This is a genomic window from Actinocorallia longicatena (assembly GCF_039534125.1).
GTDB classification, from domain to species: Bacteria; Actinomycetota; Actinomycetes; order Streptosporangiales; family Streptosporangiaceae; genus Actinocorallia; species Actinocorallia longicatena.
Map to the genome: position 1 here is coordinate 119,516 of NZ_BAAAUV010000009.1, position 18,281 is coordinate 137,796.

At 70.6% G+C, this 18,281-nt stretch carries 16 protein-coding genes and 1 pseudogene; 6 read left to right on the plus strand and 11 right to left on the minus strand.

Annotated features, from left to right (window positions below; translation table 11 throughout):
* Positions 1–3 precede the first annotated feature (3 nt).
* The 3 genes from ABD785_RS20155 to ABD785_RS20165 are packed head-to-tail and all read right to left on the minus strand — an operon-like array spanning position 4 to position 2,267.
* Positions 4–768 (minus strand): dioxygenase family protein, encoded by a 765-nt coding sequence (locus ABD785_RS20155; RefSeq protein WP_344830464.1) that lies wholly within the window; start codon positions 766–768, stop codon positions 4–6.
* A gap of 57 nt (positions 769–825) precedes the next feature.
* Positions 826–1,629: a nucleotidyltransferase domain-containing protein gene (locus tag ABD785_RS20160; RefSeq protein ID WP_344830466.1), complete on the minus strand. Its 804-nt coding sequence runs from the start codon at positions 1,627–1,629 to the stop codon at positions 826–828.
* Positions 1,626–2,267, minus strand: coding sequence for a nucleotidyltransferase domain-containing protein (locus ABD785_RS20165; RefSeq protein WP_344830469.1), 642 nt, complete (start codon positions 2,265–2,267; stop codon positions 1,626–1,628). The genes ABD785_RS20160 and ABD785_RS20165 overlap by 4 nt, the downstream gene beginning before the upstream one ends.
* A gap of 140 nt (positions 2,268–2,407) precedes the next feature.
* On the opposite strand from ABD785_RS20165, the gene ABD785_RS20170 reads away from it, so the two are divergent.
* Positions 2,408–2,995: a phosphatase PAP2 family protein gene (locus tag ABD785_RS20170; RefSeq protein ID WP_344830472.1), complete on the plus strand. Its 588-nt coding sequence runs from the start codon at positions 2,408–2,410 to the stop codon at positions 2,993–2,995.
* 208 nt (positions 2,996–3,203) lie between these two features.
* Here ABD785_RS20170 and ABD785_RS20175 read toward each other — a convergent pair.
* A pseudogene (locus ABD785_RS20175) lies at positions 3,204–3,734 on the minus strand (CDP-alcohol phosphatidyltransferase family protein); the annotation flags it as partial.
* Entirely contained in the window at positions 3,709–4,350 is a 642-nt protein-coding gene (locus tag ABD785_RS20180; protein WP_344830474.1) for a phosphatidylserine decarboxylase, read from the minus strand. The pseudogene ABD785_RS20175 and the gene ABD785_RS20180, both read right to left, overlap by 26 nt.
* Positions 4,351–4,566: 216 nt before the next feature.
* Here ABD785_RS20180 and ABD785_RS20185 point away from each other — a divergent pair, with 216 nt between their 5' ends.
* On the plus strand, positions 4,567–5,415 hold the full coding sequence (locus ABD785_RS20185) for a phosphotransferase family protein (RefSeq protein WP_344830477.1): 849 nt from the start codon (positions 4,567–4,569) through the stop codon (positions 5,413–5,415).
* A gap of 67 nt (positions 5,416–5,482) precedes the next feature.
* Positions 5,483–5,755, plus strand: a complete 273-nt coding sequence (locus ABD785_RS20190) for a TFIIB-type zinc ribbon-containing protein (RefSeq protein ID WP_344830927.1) — start codon at positions 5,483–5,485, stop codon at positions 5,753–5,755.
* Positions 5,756–5,820: 65 nt separating this feature from the next.
* Here the strand turns inward: ABD785_RS20190 and ABD785_RS20195 are convergent, their stop codons facing one another.
* Positions 5,821–8,349 (minus strand): polynucleotide kinase-phosphatase, encoded by a 2,529-nt coding sequence (locus ABD785_RS20195; protein ID WP_344830481.1) that lies wholly within the window; start codon positions 8,347–8,349, stop codon positions 5,821–5,823.
* Positions 8,346–9,740: a 3' terminal RNA ribose 2'-O-methyltransferase Hen1 gene (locus ABD785_RS20200; protein WP_344830929.1), complete on the minus strand. Its 1,395-nt coding sequence runs from the start codon at positions 9,738–9,740 to the stop codon at positions 8,346–8,348. Before ABD785_RS20200 ends, ABD785_RS20195 begins: the two co-directional genes overlap by 4 nt.
* Before the next feature lie 78 nt (positions 9,741–9,818).
* On the opposite strand from ABD785_RS20200, the gene ABD785_RS20205 reads away from it, so the two are divergent.
* Together ABD785_RS20205 and ABD785_RS20210 are read left to right on the plus strand one after the other, a co-directional pair.
* Entirely contained in the window at positions 9,819–10,634 is an 816-nt protein-coding gene (locus ABD785_RS20205; protein ID WP_344830483.1) for a TIGR02452 family protein, read from the plus strand.
* Between the two features lie 32 nt (positions 10,635–10,666).
* A complete protein-coding gene (locus ABD785_RS20210) occupies positions 10,667–11,137 on the plus strand; it encodes a lamin tail domain-containing protein (protein WP_344830485.1) in 471 nt (156 codons plus the stop codon).
* A 4-nt stretch (positions 11,138–11,141) separates the two neighbouring features.
* On the opposite strand, the gene ABD785_RS20215 is transcribed toward ABD785_RS20210, so the two are convergent.
* The gene (locus tag ABD785_RS20215) at positions 11,142–11,861 is read right to left on the minus strand and encodes a TetR/AcrR family transcriptional regulator (protein ID WP_344830488.1); all 720 of its coding nucleotides are present in this window, start codon (positions 11,859–11,861) and stop codon (positions 11,142–11,144) included.
* 201 nt (positions 11,862–12,062) lie between these two features.
* On the opposite strand from ABD785_RS20215, the gene ABD785_RS20220 reads away from it, so the two are divergent.
* Positions 12,063–13,508 (plus strand): MFS transporter, encoded by a 1,446-nt coding sequence (locus ABD785_RS20220; RefSeq protein ID WP_344830491.1) that lies wholly within the window; start codon positions 12,063–12,065, stop codon positions 13,506–13,508.
* A gap of 78 nt (positions 13,509–13,586) precedes the next feature.
* On the opposite strand, the gene ABD785_RS20225 is transcribed toward ABD785_RS20220, so the two are convergent.
* From ABD785_RS20225 to ABD785_RS20235, 3 genes are all read right to left on the minus strand, one after another.
* A complete protein-coding gene (locus tag ABD785_RS20225; protein WP_344830494.1) occupies positions 13,587–14,627 on the minus strand; it encodes an aldose epimerase family protein in 1,041 nt (346 codons plus the stop codon).
* 64 nt (positions 14,628–14,691) lie between these two features.
* On the minus strand, positions 14,692–16,932 hold the full coding sequence (locus tag ABD785_RS20230; RefSeq protein WP_344830497.1) for a pectinesterase family protein: 2,241 nt from the start codon (positions 16,930–16,932) through the stop codon (positions 14,692–14,694).
* 37 nt (positions 16,933–16,969) lie between these two features.
* On the minus strand, positions 16,970–18,277 hold the full coding sequence (locus tag ABD785_RS20235) for an ABC transporter substrate-binding protein (RefSeq protein ID WP_344830500.1): 1,308 nt from the start codon (positions 18,275–18,277) through the stop codon (positions 16,970–16,972).
* Positions 18,278–18,281: the final 4 nt, after the last annotated feature.

The window sequence follows — 18,281 nt, forward strand, 5'->3', positions numbered from 1 at the left end:
GCGTCAGCCGATCTGAAGGGACCGCTTGGACAGCCCCATCCAGAAGCCGTCGACGGTCGTGCGCTGGGTGGCGAGGTCGTCCTCGCCCGCGCCGAGCGTCACGAACAGGGGCGCGAAGTGCTCCGTGCGCGGGTGGGCCATCCGCCCCGACGGGGCCTTGTGCAGGAAGTCGAGGAGGCCGTCCACGTCGTGGGCGTCCAGGGCCTCCTTGCCCCAGGCGTCGAACTCCCGCGACCAGCCGGGCGCGTCGTCCGGACCCGCGGACGGGTTCAGCCCGCGCAGGTTGTGGGTGAAGAACCCGCTGCCGGCGATCAGCACGCCCTCGTCGCGGAGCGGCGCGAGCTTACGGCCGATCTCGTAGAGGGCGGCGGGGTCGAGCGTGGGCAGCGAGATCTGCAGCACCGGCACGTCGGCGCCGGGGTACATCTCGACCATCGGCACATAGGCGCCGTGGTCGAGCCCCCGGTCGGGGACGTCCTGCGCCCCCGGGATCAGCGCCCGCACCCGGGCGGCCAGCCCGGGAGCCCCCGGAGCGGCGTACTTCACCTGGTAGTAGTGCTCGGGGAAGCCCCAGAAGTCATAGACCAGCGGGACGGTCTCGGTCGCGCCGATGGCCAGCGGGGCGTCCTCCCAGTGCGCCGAGACCATCAGCACGGCCTCCGGCCTCGGCAGCCCGGCGCTCCACTCCTTCAGCTCCCCCGGCCAGATCGGGTCGTCCGCGAGGGGCGGAGCCCCGTGGCTCAGGTAGATCGCCGGCATCCTGCCCATGGTCGTTCCTCACTTCTCGGAGCACTGTCACCCATAGAAACTTGATTGCTCAAGTTTCTATTTCCCCGCGAGACGGGTTTCCACGACCAGGGCGTGGAGATCGTCGAGTCCCGGCGGCGTCTCCGGCAGGTGGGAGCGGTCGCGCTCGCGCTCCAGCAGGGCGGTCAGCGCCAGCATGTCGGCCTCGAACTCCACCGGCGGCGCCGGGGCGTGCTCGGCCTCCCGCTTGAGCGCGATCAGCTCCGGGACGTAGGCGGGCGCCTCCGCCAGGACGTTCAGGTCGCAGACGACCTCACCGGTCCGCAGGAGATGGACGCCCGTCAGCAGCACCCGGAAGGTGTACAGCAGGGGCTTCAGCTCGCCCGTCTTCTCATACAGCCGCCACTGGTTGCGGGCGAACCCCAGGTAGTGGTGGGCGTGGTGCCGGGTGAGCAGCGAAGGGGCCAGCCCGGTCAGCGCCGCGTGCAGCTCCGTCGTCTCCACGACCAGGGGCGACAGGAGCTGCTCGAGGACGTAGCCGTTCCGGGAGCCCAGCAGCCGGGCGAACTTCAGCAGATCATGGGTGACCAGATCGACCTCGGCGTCCTCGGACATCCAGGTGATCGTCTCCTCGCCGGTCGTCAGGCCCACGACCTCCGCCAGCGGAAGCAGATGGACGCCGCGCAGGTCGAGATCGGAGTCCGCCGAGGCGAAGCCGTACAGGTGGGCGCCGCTGACCGTCACGAAGGCCCGCGGATAGGGGCAGGCCTCCTCGGCCGTCCGCAGCACCTCGGGCTCGATGACCACGGCGCCGAGGTCGAGCCGGTGAAGGTCGCGCCGGTGAAGGTCGCGCCCATGAGGGTCAAGGGGATCAGAGTTCACAGTGCGTTCCTCCTCGTGGCGACCAGGAACCGCTCGACGGTCGCGTGGTCGGGGTGTTCTGGGAGCGGGCTGGCGGCCAGGGCGTCGTCGAGGCCGCCGGAGAGCTCGGCACGCCAGGCGGCGACCTCCGCCCAGGCGACCTCCCCGCGCCGGACGGACAGGAGACGCTCGCGATGGGCGCTGACATCGACCAGGGGCACACCGGTCTCGACCAGGTGGCGGCCGCTGATCAGCAGCCGGAGCAGGTGCATGACGTGCTTCCACTTGATCTCGCCACCGGGCCTGGCCCGCTGGAACTGCCGGTCGGCGTAGCGCAGGAACGTGCGGTGGGCCTGCCGGGACAGGAAGGCCGGGGCCAGGGCCCGCAGTTCCTCCCCGGTGGCGTCGATCCACTCGACCAGCGGGGACCACAGGCACTCCAGGACGGTCGGATTGGCGTCCAGGGCGAGCCCGCAGAAGCGTTCCAGCTCCCAGGAGAACTCCTCCTCGCGGGGACCGTCGAGGTGGGCGGGCGGCTTGGTGAACCGCCAGAAGGCCTCGGTGGGTGCGACGAAGACACCGCGCCGGTCGACGTCGCTGGCGTCGGTCGCGAGGCCGTAGGCCGTGGAACCCACGACGACGGTCAGAATCCGGGTCATCTCCTGCACGGACAGCAAGGGTGCCCTACCGGCGGCGCGGTGGCCAAACGAGATTCGAGCCGGGAACGAGATTCGAACCGGGGAGGAATGGACGCCCGTGACCCAGGGTGTTCAACTGGTGACCGGAACAGGAGGTGTCCATGGTGACGACGGTGCTGGTGACCGCGGTGGCGCTGCTCTGGACGGCCTACGGAAGGCTCAACCGGGGCCCGCACCGATGGCATCTGGCCACGGACTGGGACGCCCGGATCCCCCTGGTCAAGGTCTTCGTGATCCCCTACGTCTCGGCGGCCGTCCTCGCCCCCGTGACGGTGGCGGTGCTGCTGTGGTGGGATCCGGCCCTCGCGGCGAGCACGCTGCTGTCGGCGGCGATCACGCTCTGGGTCTCGTGCCTGTTCTACCGCTTCGCACAGACGCATGTGCCCCGGCCAGAGGTACCGGGGCACGATGTGTTCTCACGGATGCTGCGGAAGGTCTACCAGGCCGATCAGCCCTACAACTGCTTCCCGAGCCTGCACAACGCGTTCGCTGTGATCATCTCGGTGTCGTGGCTGAAGTTCCTGCCCTGGATGGGCGTGGTGATGACCGGCTGGTGCGGCCTGATCATCGCCTCGACGCTACTCGTTCGGCAGCACTACGTCGCCGACCTGCTCGGCGGGGTCGGGGTAGCGTGCGCCGCCTGCTTTGCGGCACAGCACATGCTGCCCGCATCTCTCGGCGGAGCTTGATCATGATCGCCGGGATGAAGGCCGCGGCGAACAGCTCGGAACCGGCGACCAGCCGCATCCAGCCCTCGCCGCCGGGGACCTTCGCGGCCCAGGCCACGATGATCACCGAGGACAGCACGGCCCACAGGACCATGATGCCCGCCAGCTTGCGGCTGCTCGGCTTGGGGAAGGGCAGCCGGCTCACGGCCAGCACCGCCACGCAGACGACCCCGCCGAGGGCCACCGGGAGCGGCGGCGACAGCACGATGATCGACACGACCGTGAAGGCGCAGAGCGGGGCGGGCATGCCCCGGAAGATGCCGGGCTCACTGGGGGCCGTGACGTACCGGGCGAGCCGGACCACGATCGCCAGGAAGAAGGCCGCCGCCGCGACGAGCGCGGGCAGGGCCCGCTGCTGGTCGTCGAAGCCGGCCCAGGCCAGCACCATCGCCGCCGGGACGAGCCCGAAGGTGATGACGTCGGCGAGGTTGTCGAGGTGCGGACCGTAGGGGGTGCTGCGCCAGCGCCGAGCCATCCGCCCGTCGAACAGGTCGCAGACCGCGCCGATCAGCATCAGCAGCACCGAACCGGCGAAGAACCGGCTGTCGGTGCCCCGGAAGTCGCCCTGGACCATGATGCTGCGCAGGGCGGCGATGCCGCACAGCGCGTTGCCCAGGGTCAGGAAGTCCGCCGGGGAGAGGCGCTCGGTGCCGGGCGCCTGGGTTTCGACGGTGTCAAGAGAGGACAATGTGCGTCTCACCGGCCCTGGTCTTCTGCCCGACGGTCACCGCGGGGCGGATTCCGGCGGGAAGGTAGACATCGAAGCGGGAGCCGAAGCGGATCAGCCCGAGCCGTTCGCCCTGGGCCACCGTCGCCCCTTCCGCCAGGTAGGGAACGATGCGACGGGCCACGGTGCCGGCGATCTGCACGCACTCGAGCTCACCGATCGCGGTGTCGAAGCGCCAGACGACGCGCTCGTTGCGCTCGCTCTCCTTGTTGAAGGCGGGCACGTGGCCGCCCTTGATGTGCTCGACGGAGAGGACCTTGCCGGCGATCGGGGCCCGGTTGACGTGGACGTCGAGCGGGCTCATGAACACCGCGACCCTGGTACGGCCGTCCGGCCACGGGTCGATGCTCTGGACCACTCCGTCCGCACCGGAGATCAGGAGTCCCTCGCCCTGGCGGGGCGGGTCACGGAAGAACCAGGCCATACCTCCGGCGACACCGGCGGCGGCGAGGCCGACCGGGATGCGGAAGCGAGACCGTCTGGCCAGGAACGCGGCTGCCGCACTTCCCACCAGGCCGGGGACCAGCCAAGGGGCGGCACCGCGGGCGAAAGTCCTACTCTCGCCATCCGGCTCGGAACGACCGGGCACTGTGTCTCCAACTCCTCAAGATCGACGACGGGGCACTGCGTTCGGGTGAGCTTACCCACAGTCGCGGGCATCCGCCCAAAGCGATCTACGCACTGTAGTGAGCCCATTTCCGCAGGTAACGGTATGGCACGATCGGCCCCAGTGTGTCATGAGAAGTTGGCCTGCCTTCTACTTTCAACAGGTTTCTCACAGACCGATCGTGGTTGACTGGTTGGGATGAAGGAGCTGCTCACCGTAGTCGCCAGGGCGGCAGGCGGTCTAGGCGAACCCGCCGTGGTTTACGAGCACCGGGACGTTCTGGTGATCAAGGTGGGCGAGGTGATCGTCAAATCCCACCATCCCGCCACCCGGGATCTGGAGGCACGGCTGGCCGTGGCCGCCGCCCATCCCGGGATCCTGCTGAGGCCGCTCGGCCCCCTTCAGACGATAAACGGTCATCGGGTGAGTTCGTGGCCTCTGGGCGAACCAGTTGATCCGGGCGATCCCGCGCGGGCCCCGTGGGAGGAGGGCGGCCGGCTGCTCGCCGCCCTGCACTCCGTCCCCCCGCCGCCCGGACTCCCCCGCCAGGGCGCCCCGGACAAGGTCCGCGAGATCGTGCTGACCCGGCTGGAGACCGGTCATCCGGCGGCGAAGACCGTCCGCAGGGCCTTCGACGCGCTGCCCGCGGTCCTCGAGGTCCCGGGGAGGAACCGGGTGGTGCACGGCGACTGGCATCTCGGGCAGCTCGTCCGGCACGCCGGCGGCTGGCGGCTGATCGACCTGGACGATCTCGGCGTCGGCGATCCCGTCTGGGACCTGGCCAGGCCCGCCGCGCTGTTCGCCGCGGGGATCCTGCCACCGGAGGTCTGGTCCCGGTTCCTGCACTCCTACCAGGAGGCCGGAGGCGTCGCGCTGCCTCCCGGAACCGACCCCTGGGAACTGCTCGATCTTCCGGCGAAGGCTCTCGCGATCCAAACGGCCGCGCGGTGCGTCTCACATGCTGTAGAGGAAGACCGGAGCCTCGACGCCTACGAAACGGCACTTATCGATACGTGTGACCGAATCGGCGGGCTTCCAGCAGCTTGATGGCGTAAGGTGCCATCAAAAAACGTCTGTCGTGACCCCCCGGGTCATGATGGAAAGGGTGGCGGAAATGCTTCAGTGCCCGAAGTGCCGGGGCACGATGCGGACCTTCGACCGTAACGGGGTCCACATCGAGCAGTGCGAGATGTGTCGGGGGATCTTCCTCGACTATGGCGAGCTGGAGACGCTCGCCCGCGTCGAGAGCCAGTGGCGGCAGGCTCCCCCGCCGCCGCCGGTGGCCCAGCCGGGCTGGGGTGCGGGGCACCATGCGCCCGTCGTGCACCACCACCACGGCCGTCACGGTCACCACGGCTCCCTCTTCGGGATGCTGTTCAGCACGTGATCACCTGATCCCGGGTGACGTGAGCCGGTCGGAGGCCGCGAGGTCTCCGGCCGGCTCTCGTGTTCTCAGAGGCGGGGGTCGACGGGCTCGGACTCCAGGGCGAGGACCGCGAAGACCGCCTGGTGGACGCGCCAGAGGGGCTCACCGGCCGCGAGGCGGTCCAGGGCCTCGACGCCCAGGGAGTACTCGCGCATCGCCAGGGAGCGCTTGCGGCCGAGGAAGCGGTCGCGCAGCCGCTCCAGGTTGTGCGGCTCGGTGTAGTCGGGACCGTAGATGATCCGCAGGTACTCCCGGCCCCTGACCTTGAGGCCGGGCTGGACCGGGTCGCGGCGCTCGCCGGTGCCGGGCTCGGCGTCCAGCGGCTTCACGACCATCCCCTCGCCGCCCGCGTCCGTCATCTCCAGCCACCAGCGCGTCGCGGCCTCCTCGCTCGCCGGGTCGGCGAGGTCGACGACCCGGGCGCGGGTCTCCCTCAGGGTTCCGGTCGGGTCGGCCGCCGCCAGGCGGCGGGCGACGTCCAGGTGCCAGAGGTGGTCGCGGGCCGCGTGGCAGGCGCCCCGCGAGGCCAGGAGCTGGAACGGCGCCAGCCTGACCCCGGCCAGCCCCTCGACCGGCCAGCAGTAGCGGGCGTAGGCGTCGCGGAACAGGGCGGCGTTCTCGTCCCTGCGCACGGCCTTGCCGAGGAGGTCGCCGACGGGCAGCCCGCGGGCGGCGGCCTTCTCCAGCAGCTCCCTGGCCAGCGGCAGCGAGGTGCGCGCCGCGGCGCCGGTCGCCGCGTACTGGCCGCGGACCAGCTCACGGGCCTTGGCCGACCAGGGCAGCAGCTCGCAGTCCAGCATGATCCAGTCGCTTTCGAGCTCCTCCCACAGGCCCGCCTCGGTGGCGGCGTTCGTGATCCGGCCGAGCAGCTCGGCCGTGAGGGCGGGGTCGCCGAAGAACGGCCGCCCGGTCCTGGTGTGGATCTCGCCGGGGCCGTCGATGCCGAACGGGCCGAGCCCGCCGTCGCGGCAGACCACCGCGACGGCCCGCGAACCCATGTGCTTCTCCTCGCACACGACCCGGCCCGCGCCCTGCGCCCGGTAGGCGGCGAACGCCTCCGCCGGGTGCTCCAGGAAGCCGTCCAGCCGCGACGTGGCCACGGGCGCCATGGTCGGCGGCAGATAGCGCAGCCAGCGCGGGTCGGCGGAGAAGCGGCTCATCACCTCCAGAGCGGCGAGGGAGTTCTCCTCGCGGACGGAGACGCGGCCCATCAGCCGGGTCTCGACCCCGCCCACCTCCAGGACGTCCCGGATGGTGAGGGTGTCGGGCGCCCGGCCGGGACCGGTCTCGGCCTCGAGCGGCTTGACCGGCTCGTACCAGACCTTCTCCGCCGGGACGGAGACGAGCTCCCGCTCGGGGTAGCGCAGCGCGGTCAGCCGCCCGCCGAACACCACGCCGGTGTCGACGCAGAGCGTGTTGTTGACCCACTCGGCCGCGGGGACGGGCGTGTGACCGTAGACGACCATGGCCCGGCCCCGGTAGTCCTCGGCCCACGGGTAGCGGACGGGCAGCCCGTACGCGTCGGTCTCCCCCGTCGTCTCGCCGTACAGGGCGAAGGACCTGACCCGGCCGGAGGCCCTGCCGTGGAAGTCCTCCTTGAGCCCGGCGTGCGCGGCGACCAGCCGTCCCTCGTCGAGGACGAGATGGCTGACGAGGCCGTCCATGAACCGTTTCGCCGCGTCCACGAACTCCGGCGGCTCGGCGGCGAGCTGCTCCAGGGACTCGGCGAGACCGTGCGAGACGGTCACCTTGCGGCCGTTGAGGGCGCGCAGGAGCTTGTTCTCGTGGTTGCCGGGGACGCAGAGGGCGTCGCCCGCGGCGACCATGCCCATGGCCAGGCGGAGCACGCCCGGTGTGTCGGGGCCGCGGTCGACGAGGTCGCCGAGGAACACCGCCCGCCGCGACGGGTGGCGGGCGCCCACGGCCCGGCCGAGGTCGTCGCGCTCCAGTGTGTAGCCGAGCTCGGTGAGCAGCGCCTCCAGCTCGGCCCGGCAGCCGTGGACGTCGCCGATGAGGTCGAAGGGGCCCCGCTCTTCGCGCTTGTCGGTCCACGACCGCTCGTAGGTGATCGTCACCTCGTCCTCCGGCTTGAGGAGGTAGACGCGCTTGAGCTCGCGGTGCAGCCCGCGCATCCCCCGCTTGAGCTCGCGGAGCTGGCGCGGGATGACATGGTCGGGGAGCTGCCGCTCGGGGCGTCCGGCGTTGCGCTCCCTGGCCAGGGACTCGGGGACGTCCAGGACGACCCCGACGGCCAGGACGTCGTGGTCCCTGGCGACCCGCAGGAGCGCCTGGCGGGCCTTCGGCTGGACGTTCGTGGCGTCCACGACGGTCAGCAGGCCGCGGCGCAGCCGCTTGGCGACGATGTAGTGGAGCAGGTCGAAGGCGTCGCCGGTCGCCGACTGGTCGTTCTCGTCGTCGGAGACGACGGCCCGGCAGTGGTCGGAGGAGACGACCTGCGAAGCCTTGAAGTGGTGGCGCGCGAAGTGCGACTTGCCCGAGCCGGACACGCCGATCAGCAGCACGAGGCCCATCGCGGGCAGCTTGAGCTCGGTCATCGGGTGAAGACCCCCATCTGGGTGGGCGGGCCGACCTCGGGGTCGTCCTCGCCCACGGGAACGTGACGGACCGCGTAGCCGAAGGACCGCTCGATCTCCTCCGCCCAGGCGCGGAACTGCGCGCGGGTCCACTCGAAGCGGTGGTCGGGGTGGCGCAGGCCGGTCAGGCCCTCGTAGCGGACGTTGTGCTCGGAGTTCGGCGTCGTGACGATCACGGTCTTCGGCCTGGCACGGCCGAAGACGACCTCGGCGACGCTGCCCAGCCGGGACGGGTCGACGTGCTCGATGACCTCCATCAGGACCGCGGCGTCGTATCCGGCGAACCGGTCGTCGGCGTAGGTCAGCGCGCCCTGGAAGAGGGTGATCCGCTCGGCCCGGGCGCGTGGCAGCCGGTCGATCCCGAGCCTGCGGTGGGCCGTGCGGACCGCGCCGAACGCGACGTCCGTCCCGGCGATCCGGGTGAACGAGGGCTCCTCGGCCAGCCGGGCGAGCAGAGCGCCGGGGCCGCAGCCCAGGTCGATGACGCTCCGGGCGTCCTCCTGCCGCAGCGCGGCCAGCACGGCCTCGGCCCTGAGCTCGTTCAGCGGGACCTTCTTCTCGTGCTCCTGTTCGGCCGGCTCGGTGAACGGGGTCGCGAGGGCGTCCTCGGGAGCGTCGTCGACCTCGGCGAGCCTGGCCAGGGCGCTCTGCACGAGGGTGCGGCGGTTGCCGAGGTAGCGGCGGGTGATCCGGCCGCGTTCGGGGTGGGCGGCGAGCCAGCCGTCACCGGAGCGGATCAGCTTGTCGACCTCGTCGGGGGCGACCCAGTAGTGCTTGGCGTCGTCCAGGACGGGCAGCAGCACGTAGAGCTGGTTCAGCGCGTCGGCGAGGCGGACGGTGCCGCGCAGGGTGAGGGTCACGTAGCGGGAGTCGCCCCATTCGGGGAACCGCTCGTCCAGCGGGACGGGGACGGCCTCGACCGCCCAGCCGAGCGGCTCGAACAGCCGGCGGGCGAAGTCGGGGCCGCCGCGGCAGGGCAGGGCGGGCAGCGACAGCTCCAGCGGGATCGCCGAGGCCGCCAGCTCCTCCCGCGACGCGCAGCGGCCGCGCATGGCGGTGCGGAAGACCGCGTTCATCGCCGAGGTCAGCAGTGACGAGGCCGCGTAGGGCCGGTCGTTGACGTACTGGCCCAGGGAGAAGTCGGGACTGTTCCTGGCACGGGTGCGGGAGAGGGTGATCGGATCGACCTCGAGCATGAGGGCGGCGGTGCAGCGCTCCGCACCGGCCTCGGGGTAGAAGACGTGGGCCGTTCCGTAGGACTGGGAGAACTCCTGGACCCGGCCTGGGTGCTTGTGCAGAAGGAATCCCAGCTCCGTCGCGGGCGTCATGGTCGTCGAGATCGTCAGAAGCACGGGCACCAGTCAATCGCACGGGCACAACCGGATTTCCGGTTGCGCGGGGCGGTGCCGTGGAGGAAAGTTGTTCTCATCATGAGTAGAAACCCACGCAAGTCCATCGCCAAGGAGACCGTCGCGATCATGGAGGCCGGCCACTACACGGCCGGCGGGCGGACGGTCGAGATCGCCGCGGCCCTCGCCGAGTGCGTCAAGGGCACCCGGCTCTACCGGCCGGGCGACTTCCCCGAGCCCTCCTCCGCCGACCGCCACGCCACGGTGATCACGGTGACCGACGAGACCACGACCCAGGCGACCGAGCGGCTGCGCGGGGACGTCCTCGCCCTGAACTTCGCCTCGGCGAAGAACCCCGGCGGCGGCTTCCTGCGCGGCGCCCACGCCCAGGAGGAGAGCCTGGCCCGCTCGTCCGGCCTGTACGCCAGCCTGCGCTCGGTGCCCGAGTTCTACGCCTTCCACCGCGAGCAGGGCGACCTGCTCTACAGCGACCACATGATCTACTCCCCCGGCGTCCCGGTCTTCCGGGACGACTCCGGAGCGCTGCTGCCGGAGGCCTATCCGGTGTCCTTCGTGACCTCGGCCGCCCCCAACCGGGGCGCGCTGCGCGACACCCGCACGACGATCAGGGACGGCTCACCGGTCGCCGCCGCCCTCGAACAGCGGGCGGAGAAGGTCCTGGCGCTCGCCCTGGCCGAGGGGCATCGCCGGCTGGTGCTCGGCGCCTGGGGCTGCGGGGTGTTCATGAACGACCCGCGTGAGGTCGCGCTGATCTTCGCCGACCTGCTCGGCGGCGCCTACCGGGGCCGGTTCGCCGACGTCGTGTTCGCCGTCCCCGACTCCCCGGGGCGATTCGACTGGCACGCGGCCTTCCGCGATGTTCTGGCAGGTCGGTAGTCTGCTGGCTCCCCCGAAGATCGGAGAGTTCCTTGCGCAGGTTCCGAGCCCTCCCCCTGGCGGCCGCCGCCGCGGCGGCGACCTTCGCCGTTCCGCTGGCCGCCGTGCCCGCCGAGGCCGCTGCGTCCACGATCCGGTTCAGCTACGTCCGGTACGACGCGAAGGGCAAGGACACCCGCAAGAACGTCAACGGCGAGTTCCTGGTCGTCAAGAACTACGGGAAGAAGAAGGTCAACCTCTCGGGGTGGACCATCGGCTACCGGGCGGCCCTGAAGAACTCGCCGCTCACGCTGTACTTCTACCGGAAGAACGTGATCGTCCTGCCGGGCCGGCAGTTCGTGGTCAGGATGGGACGCGGCAAGAACACCAAGACCACGCTCTACCAGCAGTTCGCCAAGCACACCTGGCCGAACGTCAAGGGCGGCGCCCATCTGTTCACCCCGGCCGACAAACTCGCCGACTCCTGCACCTGGAACAGCCGCAGGGGCTACAAGAAGTGCTGATCGCTCAGGGCGTCTCGCGGTAGGTCGACAGCCCCCGGAGCAGCAGGTCGAGGCCGAACTCGAAGCGCTCGTCGTCGGCTCCGGAGAACATGTCCTCCAGCCGGTCGAGCAGGTGCGGGAAGCGCTGCGGCGGGAGGGAGCCGAAGTAGGACTTGATCCCGCCGAAGTAGTCCGCGACGAACCGCTCGGCGTCCTGGCCCTCGGGGATCATCGAGTGCCACTGCGAGCCCTCGTAGGCGTCGCCGTTGATGTAGAGGAAGACCCGGTCGACGAACCATGAGGCCTGCTGCCCCGGGATCCCGCCCGCCTTCATGATCGCCAGCATGCCCTCGGTGATCGAGACGGCGGTCTCGGTCGTGGGGACGCCCGCCATCGCCGCCTTGGCCAGGTCGGCGTGGGCGACGAGGTTGGCCCTGATCTGACGGGCGATCTCCTTCATCTGGTCCATCCAGCGGTCCGGGTCGGGCTCGGGGACGACCACCCCGCCCGCGGCCCGCTCGACCAGGAGCTCCAGGAGCTCGCCCTTGTTCTCGACATGGGCGTAGAGCGAGGCGGGGCCGGTGTCCAGCTCCTGGGCGACCCGCCGCATGCTCACGGCGTCCAGGCCCTCGGCGTCGAGGATCCGCATGGCCACGTCCACGATCATCTCCTGGGTCAGCGGCTGCCGTGCCTTGGCGGGCTTGCGCTGCTTCTTCCACGGCGGTACCGGCATCTCCAGGTCCATGCGGACTCCCAACGATACTTACCGATATATCTTGACATCTCTTCGACGCGATATATCGTTTCCTCAGCGGCCAGTTGCGAACATCGTACTTGCGGCGAACGCCGTTCGGTTCAACGAACACCGTTTGACACGATCATCGTTCGAGGCGTAGAACAGTGTTCGCCGAACAAACAGCGTTCCTTAATCTCCCCGGAGCACCCCATGACAGAGACCGCCCCCTACAAATGGCGCTGGATCGCCCTGTTCGTGATCCTCGCGGCGGAGGTCATGGACCTCCTCGACTCCCTCGTCACCAACATCGCCGCCCCCGCGATCCAGGCCGATCTGGGCGGCGGCGAGACCACGATCCAGTGGCTCGGCGCCGCCTACACCCTGGCCATGGCGATCGGCCTGATCACCGGCGGACGCCTCGGCGACATCTTCGGCCGCAAGAACATCTACCTGATCGGCGCCGTCGGCTTCACCCTCTCCTCGATCGCCTGCGGCATCGCCCAGTCCCCCGGGCAGCTCGTCGCCGCACGGGTCGCCCAGGGCCTGCTCGGCGCGATCATGCTGCCGCAGGGCCTCGGGATGCTGAAGGAGATGTTCGACGAGAAGGAGCAGGGCCAGGCGTTCGGCCTGTTCGGTCCCGTCATGGGCCTGAGCAGCGTCGGCGGCCCGATCCTCGCCGGTTTCCTCATCGACGCCGACCTGTGGGGCACCGGCTGGCGGATGATCTTCCTGATCAACATCCCGCTGGGCCTGTTCGCGATCATCGGCGGCCTCGTCTACCTCCCGGCCTGGCGCACCGCCAAGACCGTCCGGCTCGACCTGGTCGGCGCGGTGCTCGCCGCCGCCGGTTCGGCTCTGATCATCTTCCCGCTGGTCCAGGGCCGCGAGCACGGCTGGCCGGCCTGGGCGTTCGCCCTCATGGCGCTGGCCGTCGCGGTGTTCGGCTTCTTCGGCTGGTTCGAGGCGCGCAAGGCCCGCACCGGCGGCGACCCGCTGGTCGAGCCGAGCCTGTTCCGCAAGCGCGGCTTCTCCGGCGGCATGATCCTCGGCCTGGTCTTCTTCTCCGCCATGACCGGCTTCTGGCTGACGTTCAGCCTGTACACCCAGATCGGCCTGCACTACTCGCCCTTCAAGGCGGGCATGGCCGGCATCCCGTCCTCGATCGGCATGGTCGCCGCGTTCATCATCGCCCAGGCGCTCATCGGCAGGTTCGGCCGCAAGGTCATGCACGCCGGGCTGATCGTGATGGCGCTGGGCGTCACCGGGGTCATCCTCACCCTCCAGTGGAAGGGCGTCGAGGTCACCCCGTGGCAGCTCGCCCCCGCCCTCGCGGTGACCGGCCTCGGCATGGGCTTCGTGATGGCCCCGTTCTTCGACAGCGTCCTGGCCTCGGTGGAGCCGCACGAGACGGGCTCCGCCTCCGGCACGCTCACCTCGGTCCAGCAGCTCGGCGCGGCCCTCGGCACCGCCGTCCTCGGAACGGTCTTCTTCGAGCGCATCAAGCACTCCGGCTTCGTGGAGGCCGAGCAGTTCACCCTCTACGTGGAGCTGGGAATGCTCGTCCTCGTCTTCGCCGCCGTCTTCCTCCTCCCCAAGCACGCCCGCCCCCAGGAGGAGGCCACCGATCCGGCCCCCGGAGAACTCGCCAAGGTCTGATCCTCCACACCGCACCGCACCGTCCGGCCCCGGCTTCCCGCCGGGGCCTTCGCCGTGCGGCTCGGCTTCCGCAGACGCCTACGCGTCCGTCCGGGCCGCGGCCGTGGTGAAGCGGTAGACGGTCGTCGAGCGGTGTTCGGCGCCGGGGCGCAGGACCGTGGAGGGGAAGTCGGGGCGGTTGGGCGAGTCGGGGAAGTGCTGGGTCTCCAGGCAGAGGCCGGCGCCCTGGCGGTAGGTGCGGCCGGAGGTGCCGGGGATGCGGCCGTCGAGGAAGTTGGCGGTGTAGAGCTGGACGCCCGGCTCGGTCGTGGTGACCTCCATGATCCGTCCCGAGGCGGGGTGTTCCACCCGGATCGGGGCGCCGTCGAGGACGTAGCAGTGGTCGTAGCCGCAGCAGCGCAGGATCTGCGGATGGGGTTCGCGGATGCGGGAGCCGAGGGTCCTCGGGGTGCGGAAGTCGAAGGGGGTCCCCTCGACGGGCGCCGGTCCCCCCTCGGGGATCAGGGCGGCGTCGACCGGGAGATAGGACGCCGCGGGCAGGTGGAGGACATGGTCGTAGACGTCAGGGGCGTCCTCGCCCGCCAGGTTGAAGTAGGAGTGATTGGTCAGGTTGACGACCGTGGGGGCGTCGGTGGTGGCGTGGTAGTCGACTTGCAGGGCGTCGTCCTCGGTGACCGTGTAGGTGACCCGTGTTTGGAGCGTTCCCGGATACCCCTCCTCGCCGTCCGGGCTGGTGTACTCCAGCGTGATCGAGGAGGAGGTGGCGGCGGTGACCTCCCAGACCTTCTTGTCGAAGCCGGCCAGCCCGCCGTGCAGGCTCACCGTCCCCTGGTTCGCCGGCAGTTCGTGGACGGTGCCGTCCAGGGTGAAGCGGGCGCCGCCGATCCGGTTGCCGTAGCGGCCGACGACCGCGCCGAAGAAGCGGCTCCTCTCCCGGTAGCCGTCCAGGGTGGCGCAGCCCAGGACGATGTTGGCGGGCTCCCCGTCGCGGCCGGGGACCTCCAGGGTCTGGACGACGCAGCCGTAGGTGAGGACGCGGGCGCGCAGGCCCTTCCCGTTCTTCAGGGTGTGGCGCAGGACGCGCTCTCCCGACGGCAGGACCCCGAACTCCTCGATCATCAGTGTTCCTCTCAGGGTGGGGAGGAGCGCCCCGCGGCGCCCCTCCCCCGGGTGGTGAGACGGCCTAGACGGGCGGGGTCCAGTCGCCGAGGTAGTCGGCGATCTCGTGGCCGGCGGCCTGGGCGTCGGTGAGCTGCGGGCGGCCGGGGTTCAGGGCGAAGCCGGGGCCGTGGTTCCGGTACTCGGCGAAACGGGCGTCCCGCCAGGAGAACCCGGACATGTCGGTCCACGGCTGGTCCCTGCTGATCGCGGACGGCAGCCGGGTCTCACGGACCACGACGGACGGCACGGTCGGGACGCCGTCGGCGTCGAGCCCGGGATGCCAGGGGCGGCCCAGATGGTAGGAGCCCGCGGGCGCGGTGCTCCTGATCGCGCTGTCGATGATCAGGAATCCGTACGGCTGAGTGCCCACGGTGCTGGCGGCCGTCACATACCCGGCCGGGGTGCCGTTCCTGGCCAGGGCCATGATCTCCACCCGGTCGAGCACGGCCGCGGCCCGTCCGAAGATGAAGTCGACATCGCCCTCGACGTAGGAGCGGCGCACGTACACCCGGGCGGTCACGCCCTTGGCGGCCGAGTCGAGGTAGAGGGTGTCCTGGTTGCCGAGGAAGCGGACGCCGTCGAAGGCGACGCGGTCTCCGGTCGTCTTCACCGCGACGGCCTGCCGGGCCGTGATCTCCGGATGGGCGGCCTCGTCGAAGGCGTTCTCGAAGGTCAGCCCGGTCGCGGTGAAGTCGGAGGCGGCGATCGTGACGGTCGCGCTCCCGGTCGTCCCGTAGGTGCCGCCGCCCGGTCTCGGGGTGCCGCTGGCGTTGTCGTAGGTGATGACGGTGTCCTCCGGGCGGCGGGTGCCGCCCTCGAGCCGCAGGTTCGGCTTGTCCGCGGGAACGGTGACGACCTCCCGGTACCTCCCCTTCGGCACGACGATCGTCACAGGACGGGCGGAGGCGGCCGGGGCGGCGTCCACCGCGGCCTGGACGGTCGGCGCGTCCGTCCCCACCGTGATCCTCTCGTCGATCCCGGCCCTGCCCGCTCCCGCGCCGGCCGCGACGACCCGCCGGACGTCGCGGGCGCGGTGCACGGTCCTGCGCAGGACGGGCGTCCAGCCCACGTCGGCGGTCAGGTCGGGATCGTAGGCGGCGTTGTAGGCCGCCAGGAGATCGGCGGGCTCACCGTTGACGAGGTTGCCGCCCTCCCTGATCGCGGTGCCCTTCCAGTAGTGGATGATCTTCCCGAGCGGCACCCCGGCCGGGACGGCGAAGGAGTTCAGCTCGGCGACGATCCCGGAGTTCTTGCCGACGCCCCAGGAGTACTCGTAGGGCCCCGACGGGATCACGTAGGAGTTGTTGTAGACGTCGACCCGGCCGAACCTGACGCGCGGCGCCCGCTGGATCGAGCCGTCCCACAGGTTGTGGTGGAAGGTGATGCGGAGCCTGCCCGCGTCGGTGGCGTCGGCGCTGTCGCTGCTGCCGATGAGGTCGGTCTTGTCGTGTTCGGTGAAGACGTTCCAGGAGGCGGTCACCTGGTCCGTCCCCTTGATCATGTCGAGTTCGCCGTCGTGCACCTGGTAGGGGCGGCCGAACAGCAGCGGCTGCGCGCTGTCGGGGTTGGCGCCGTCGGTGAAGGTGTTGTGGTCCACCCAGACGTGGGTGGCGCCGGTCAGGGTCAGGTTGTCGTACTCGGAGTTCCAGTTGCCGGTCGCCCCGTCCGTGGGGTCCCAGGCGGGGAAGCAGTCGGCGGCGTCCTCGAAGGTCAGATTGCGGATGATCACGTTGTCGACGTTCCTGACCATGAGGTTCAGGTGCCGGAGCGCCGCCCGGGAGCCGAGGCCGACGATGGTCGTGTTCGCCGGGACCTCCAGGACGACCCGTTCGGCCTGCTTCTTCTGCGAGGCGGCGCGGGCGTCCTCCATCGGCCCCGAGGGATCGGCGGTTCCCCAGGTCTCGGGGGCGTAGGCGGCGAGGTAGCCGTCGAGGGTGTAGCCGCCGGTGGCGTAGTCGGCGCAGGTCAGGCGCGCTCCGCCGGGGGCGGTGTTCCCCTCGATCGCGCCGTCCACATAGATGATCTTCGGGGTGTCGCCGGTGGCGAGGGCGGCGGCGAGCTGGGCCCGGTCGCGGACGGTGAAACGCCGGCCGGCGGCTGCGGAGGCGCCTCCGGTGACTCCGGTGGTGTCCGACCCCCAGCCGTCGCCGGCGGCGAGGACCTGACGGCCGAGGTCGGGATGGGGGACGGCGGCGGCGGGCGCGGCGGGCACCGCGAGCGCCGCCGCGGCGAGCGCGGGCAGCACGAAGAGAGCTCTTCGCATGAGAAGTCTCCTGAAAGGGGGGTGGGCCGGGGGCGGGTCAGCCGCCGTTGCGCTGCTTGTACTTGGCCTGGGCGTCGTTGAGCTTCGTGGCGATCTGGTCGAGGAAGTCCTTGGCGGGCAGCGAGCCGAGCAGGACCTTCTGGAACAGCGGCTCGGCCTCGGTCTTGGTGACCGCGGAGAACTCGGGCAGGTAGTACGGAAGCTGGACGACCTTGGTCGACGGGTCGGCCATGACCTTGACCGCGTTGGCGAGGGTCGGGTTCTCACTCACCCAGGGCGCGGCGGCGGAGTCGGTGTTGGCCGGGATCTGGCCGGTGCTGGAGTTGAAGTGGGAGGAGTTGTCCGCGCCGGAGGCGAACTCGGCGAACTTCCAGGCGGCGTCCTGGTGCTTGCCGGACTTGAAGACCCCGACGCCCGTCACCGGGTTGGAGACGATCACGTGCCCGCCGCCGGGCGCCGCGGGAACGGTGGTGCCGAGGACCTTGTCGGGGCCGCCGAGCGCCTTCTTGTGGTCGCCGGACGAGCCGAGGTTGTGCTGCATCACGCCGATGGTGCCGCCGTCGAACTGGGCGACCATCTTGGTGTAGTCGTTGTTGACGTCGGCGGCGGGCGTGGCCTTCTTGTAGAGGGACACGAGCCGCTCCAGCGCCGCGACGTTCCGCGGGTCGTTGACGGTCGTCTTCCCCGAGGCGTCGAAGAACTCCGCGACGCCCGACTGGCCGTAGACCATCTCGAGCATCTGGGCGATGGAGCCCGCGCCGCCGCGGATGGTGAAACCGAACCTGTTGTTCTTGGCGTCGGTGAGCTTGCCCGCGGCGGAGTAGAAGTCGTCCCAGGTGTCGAGCTTGAGGTTCTTGTCCTTGAACCAGTCGGTCCGGTACCACAGCGTGCCGACGTTGCCGCTGAGCGGGAGCTCGTACAGCTTGCCGTCGGCGGTGGCGCCCTTGACGAGCGTGAGGAACGGCGCGGACAGCTTGCCGTTGAGCGGGCTTCCGGCCAGCCGCTCGTCGAGGGGGGCCAGGGCCTTCTGGGCGGTCAGGTTGCCCAGGAACGCGGTCGTGACGGCGCCGACGTCGGGCAGGGCGTTGGAGGCGATGGCGGTGTCGTACTTCTGGGAGACCTGGGCGGTGGGGATGCCGACGTAGTCGACCTTGATGTCGGGGTTGGCGGCCTCGAAGTCGGTGATGGTCTTCTGCCAGATCGGGGTGACGGTCGGGCTGGCGTTGTTGTCCCAGAACGTCAGATGGGTCTTGCCGTCGCCCTTGTCGTCGCCGCCGCAGGCGGTGAGGGCGAGCGCCGCCGCGAGCACGACGGCGGAGAGGCGACCGGGGTGGGGTCCTGACATGGGG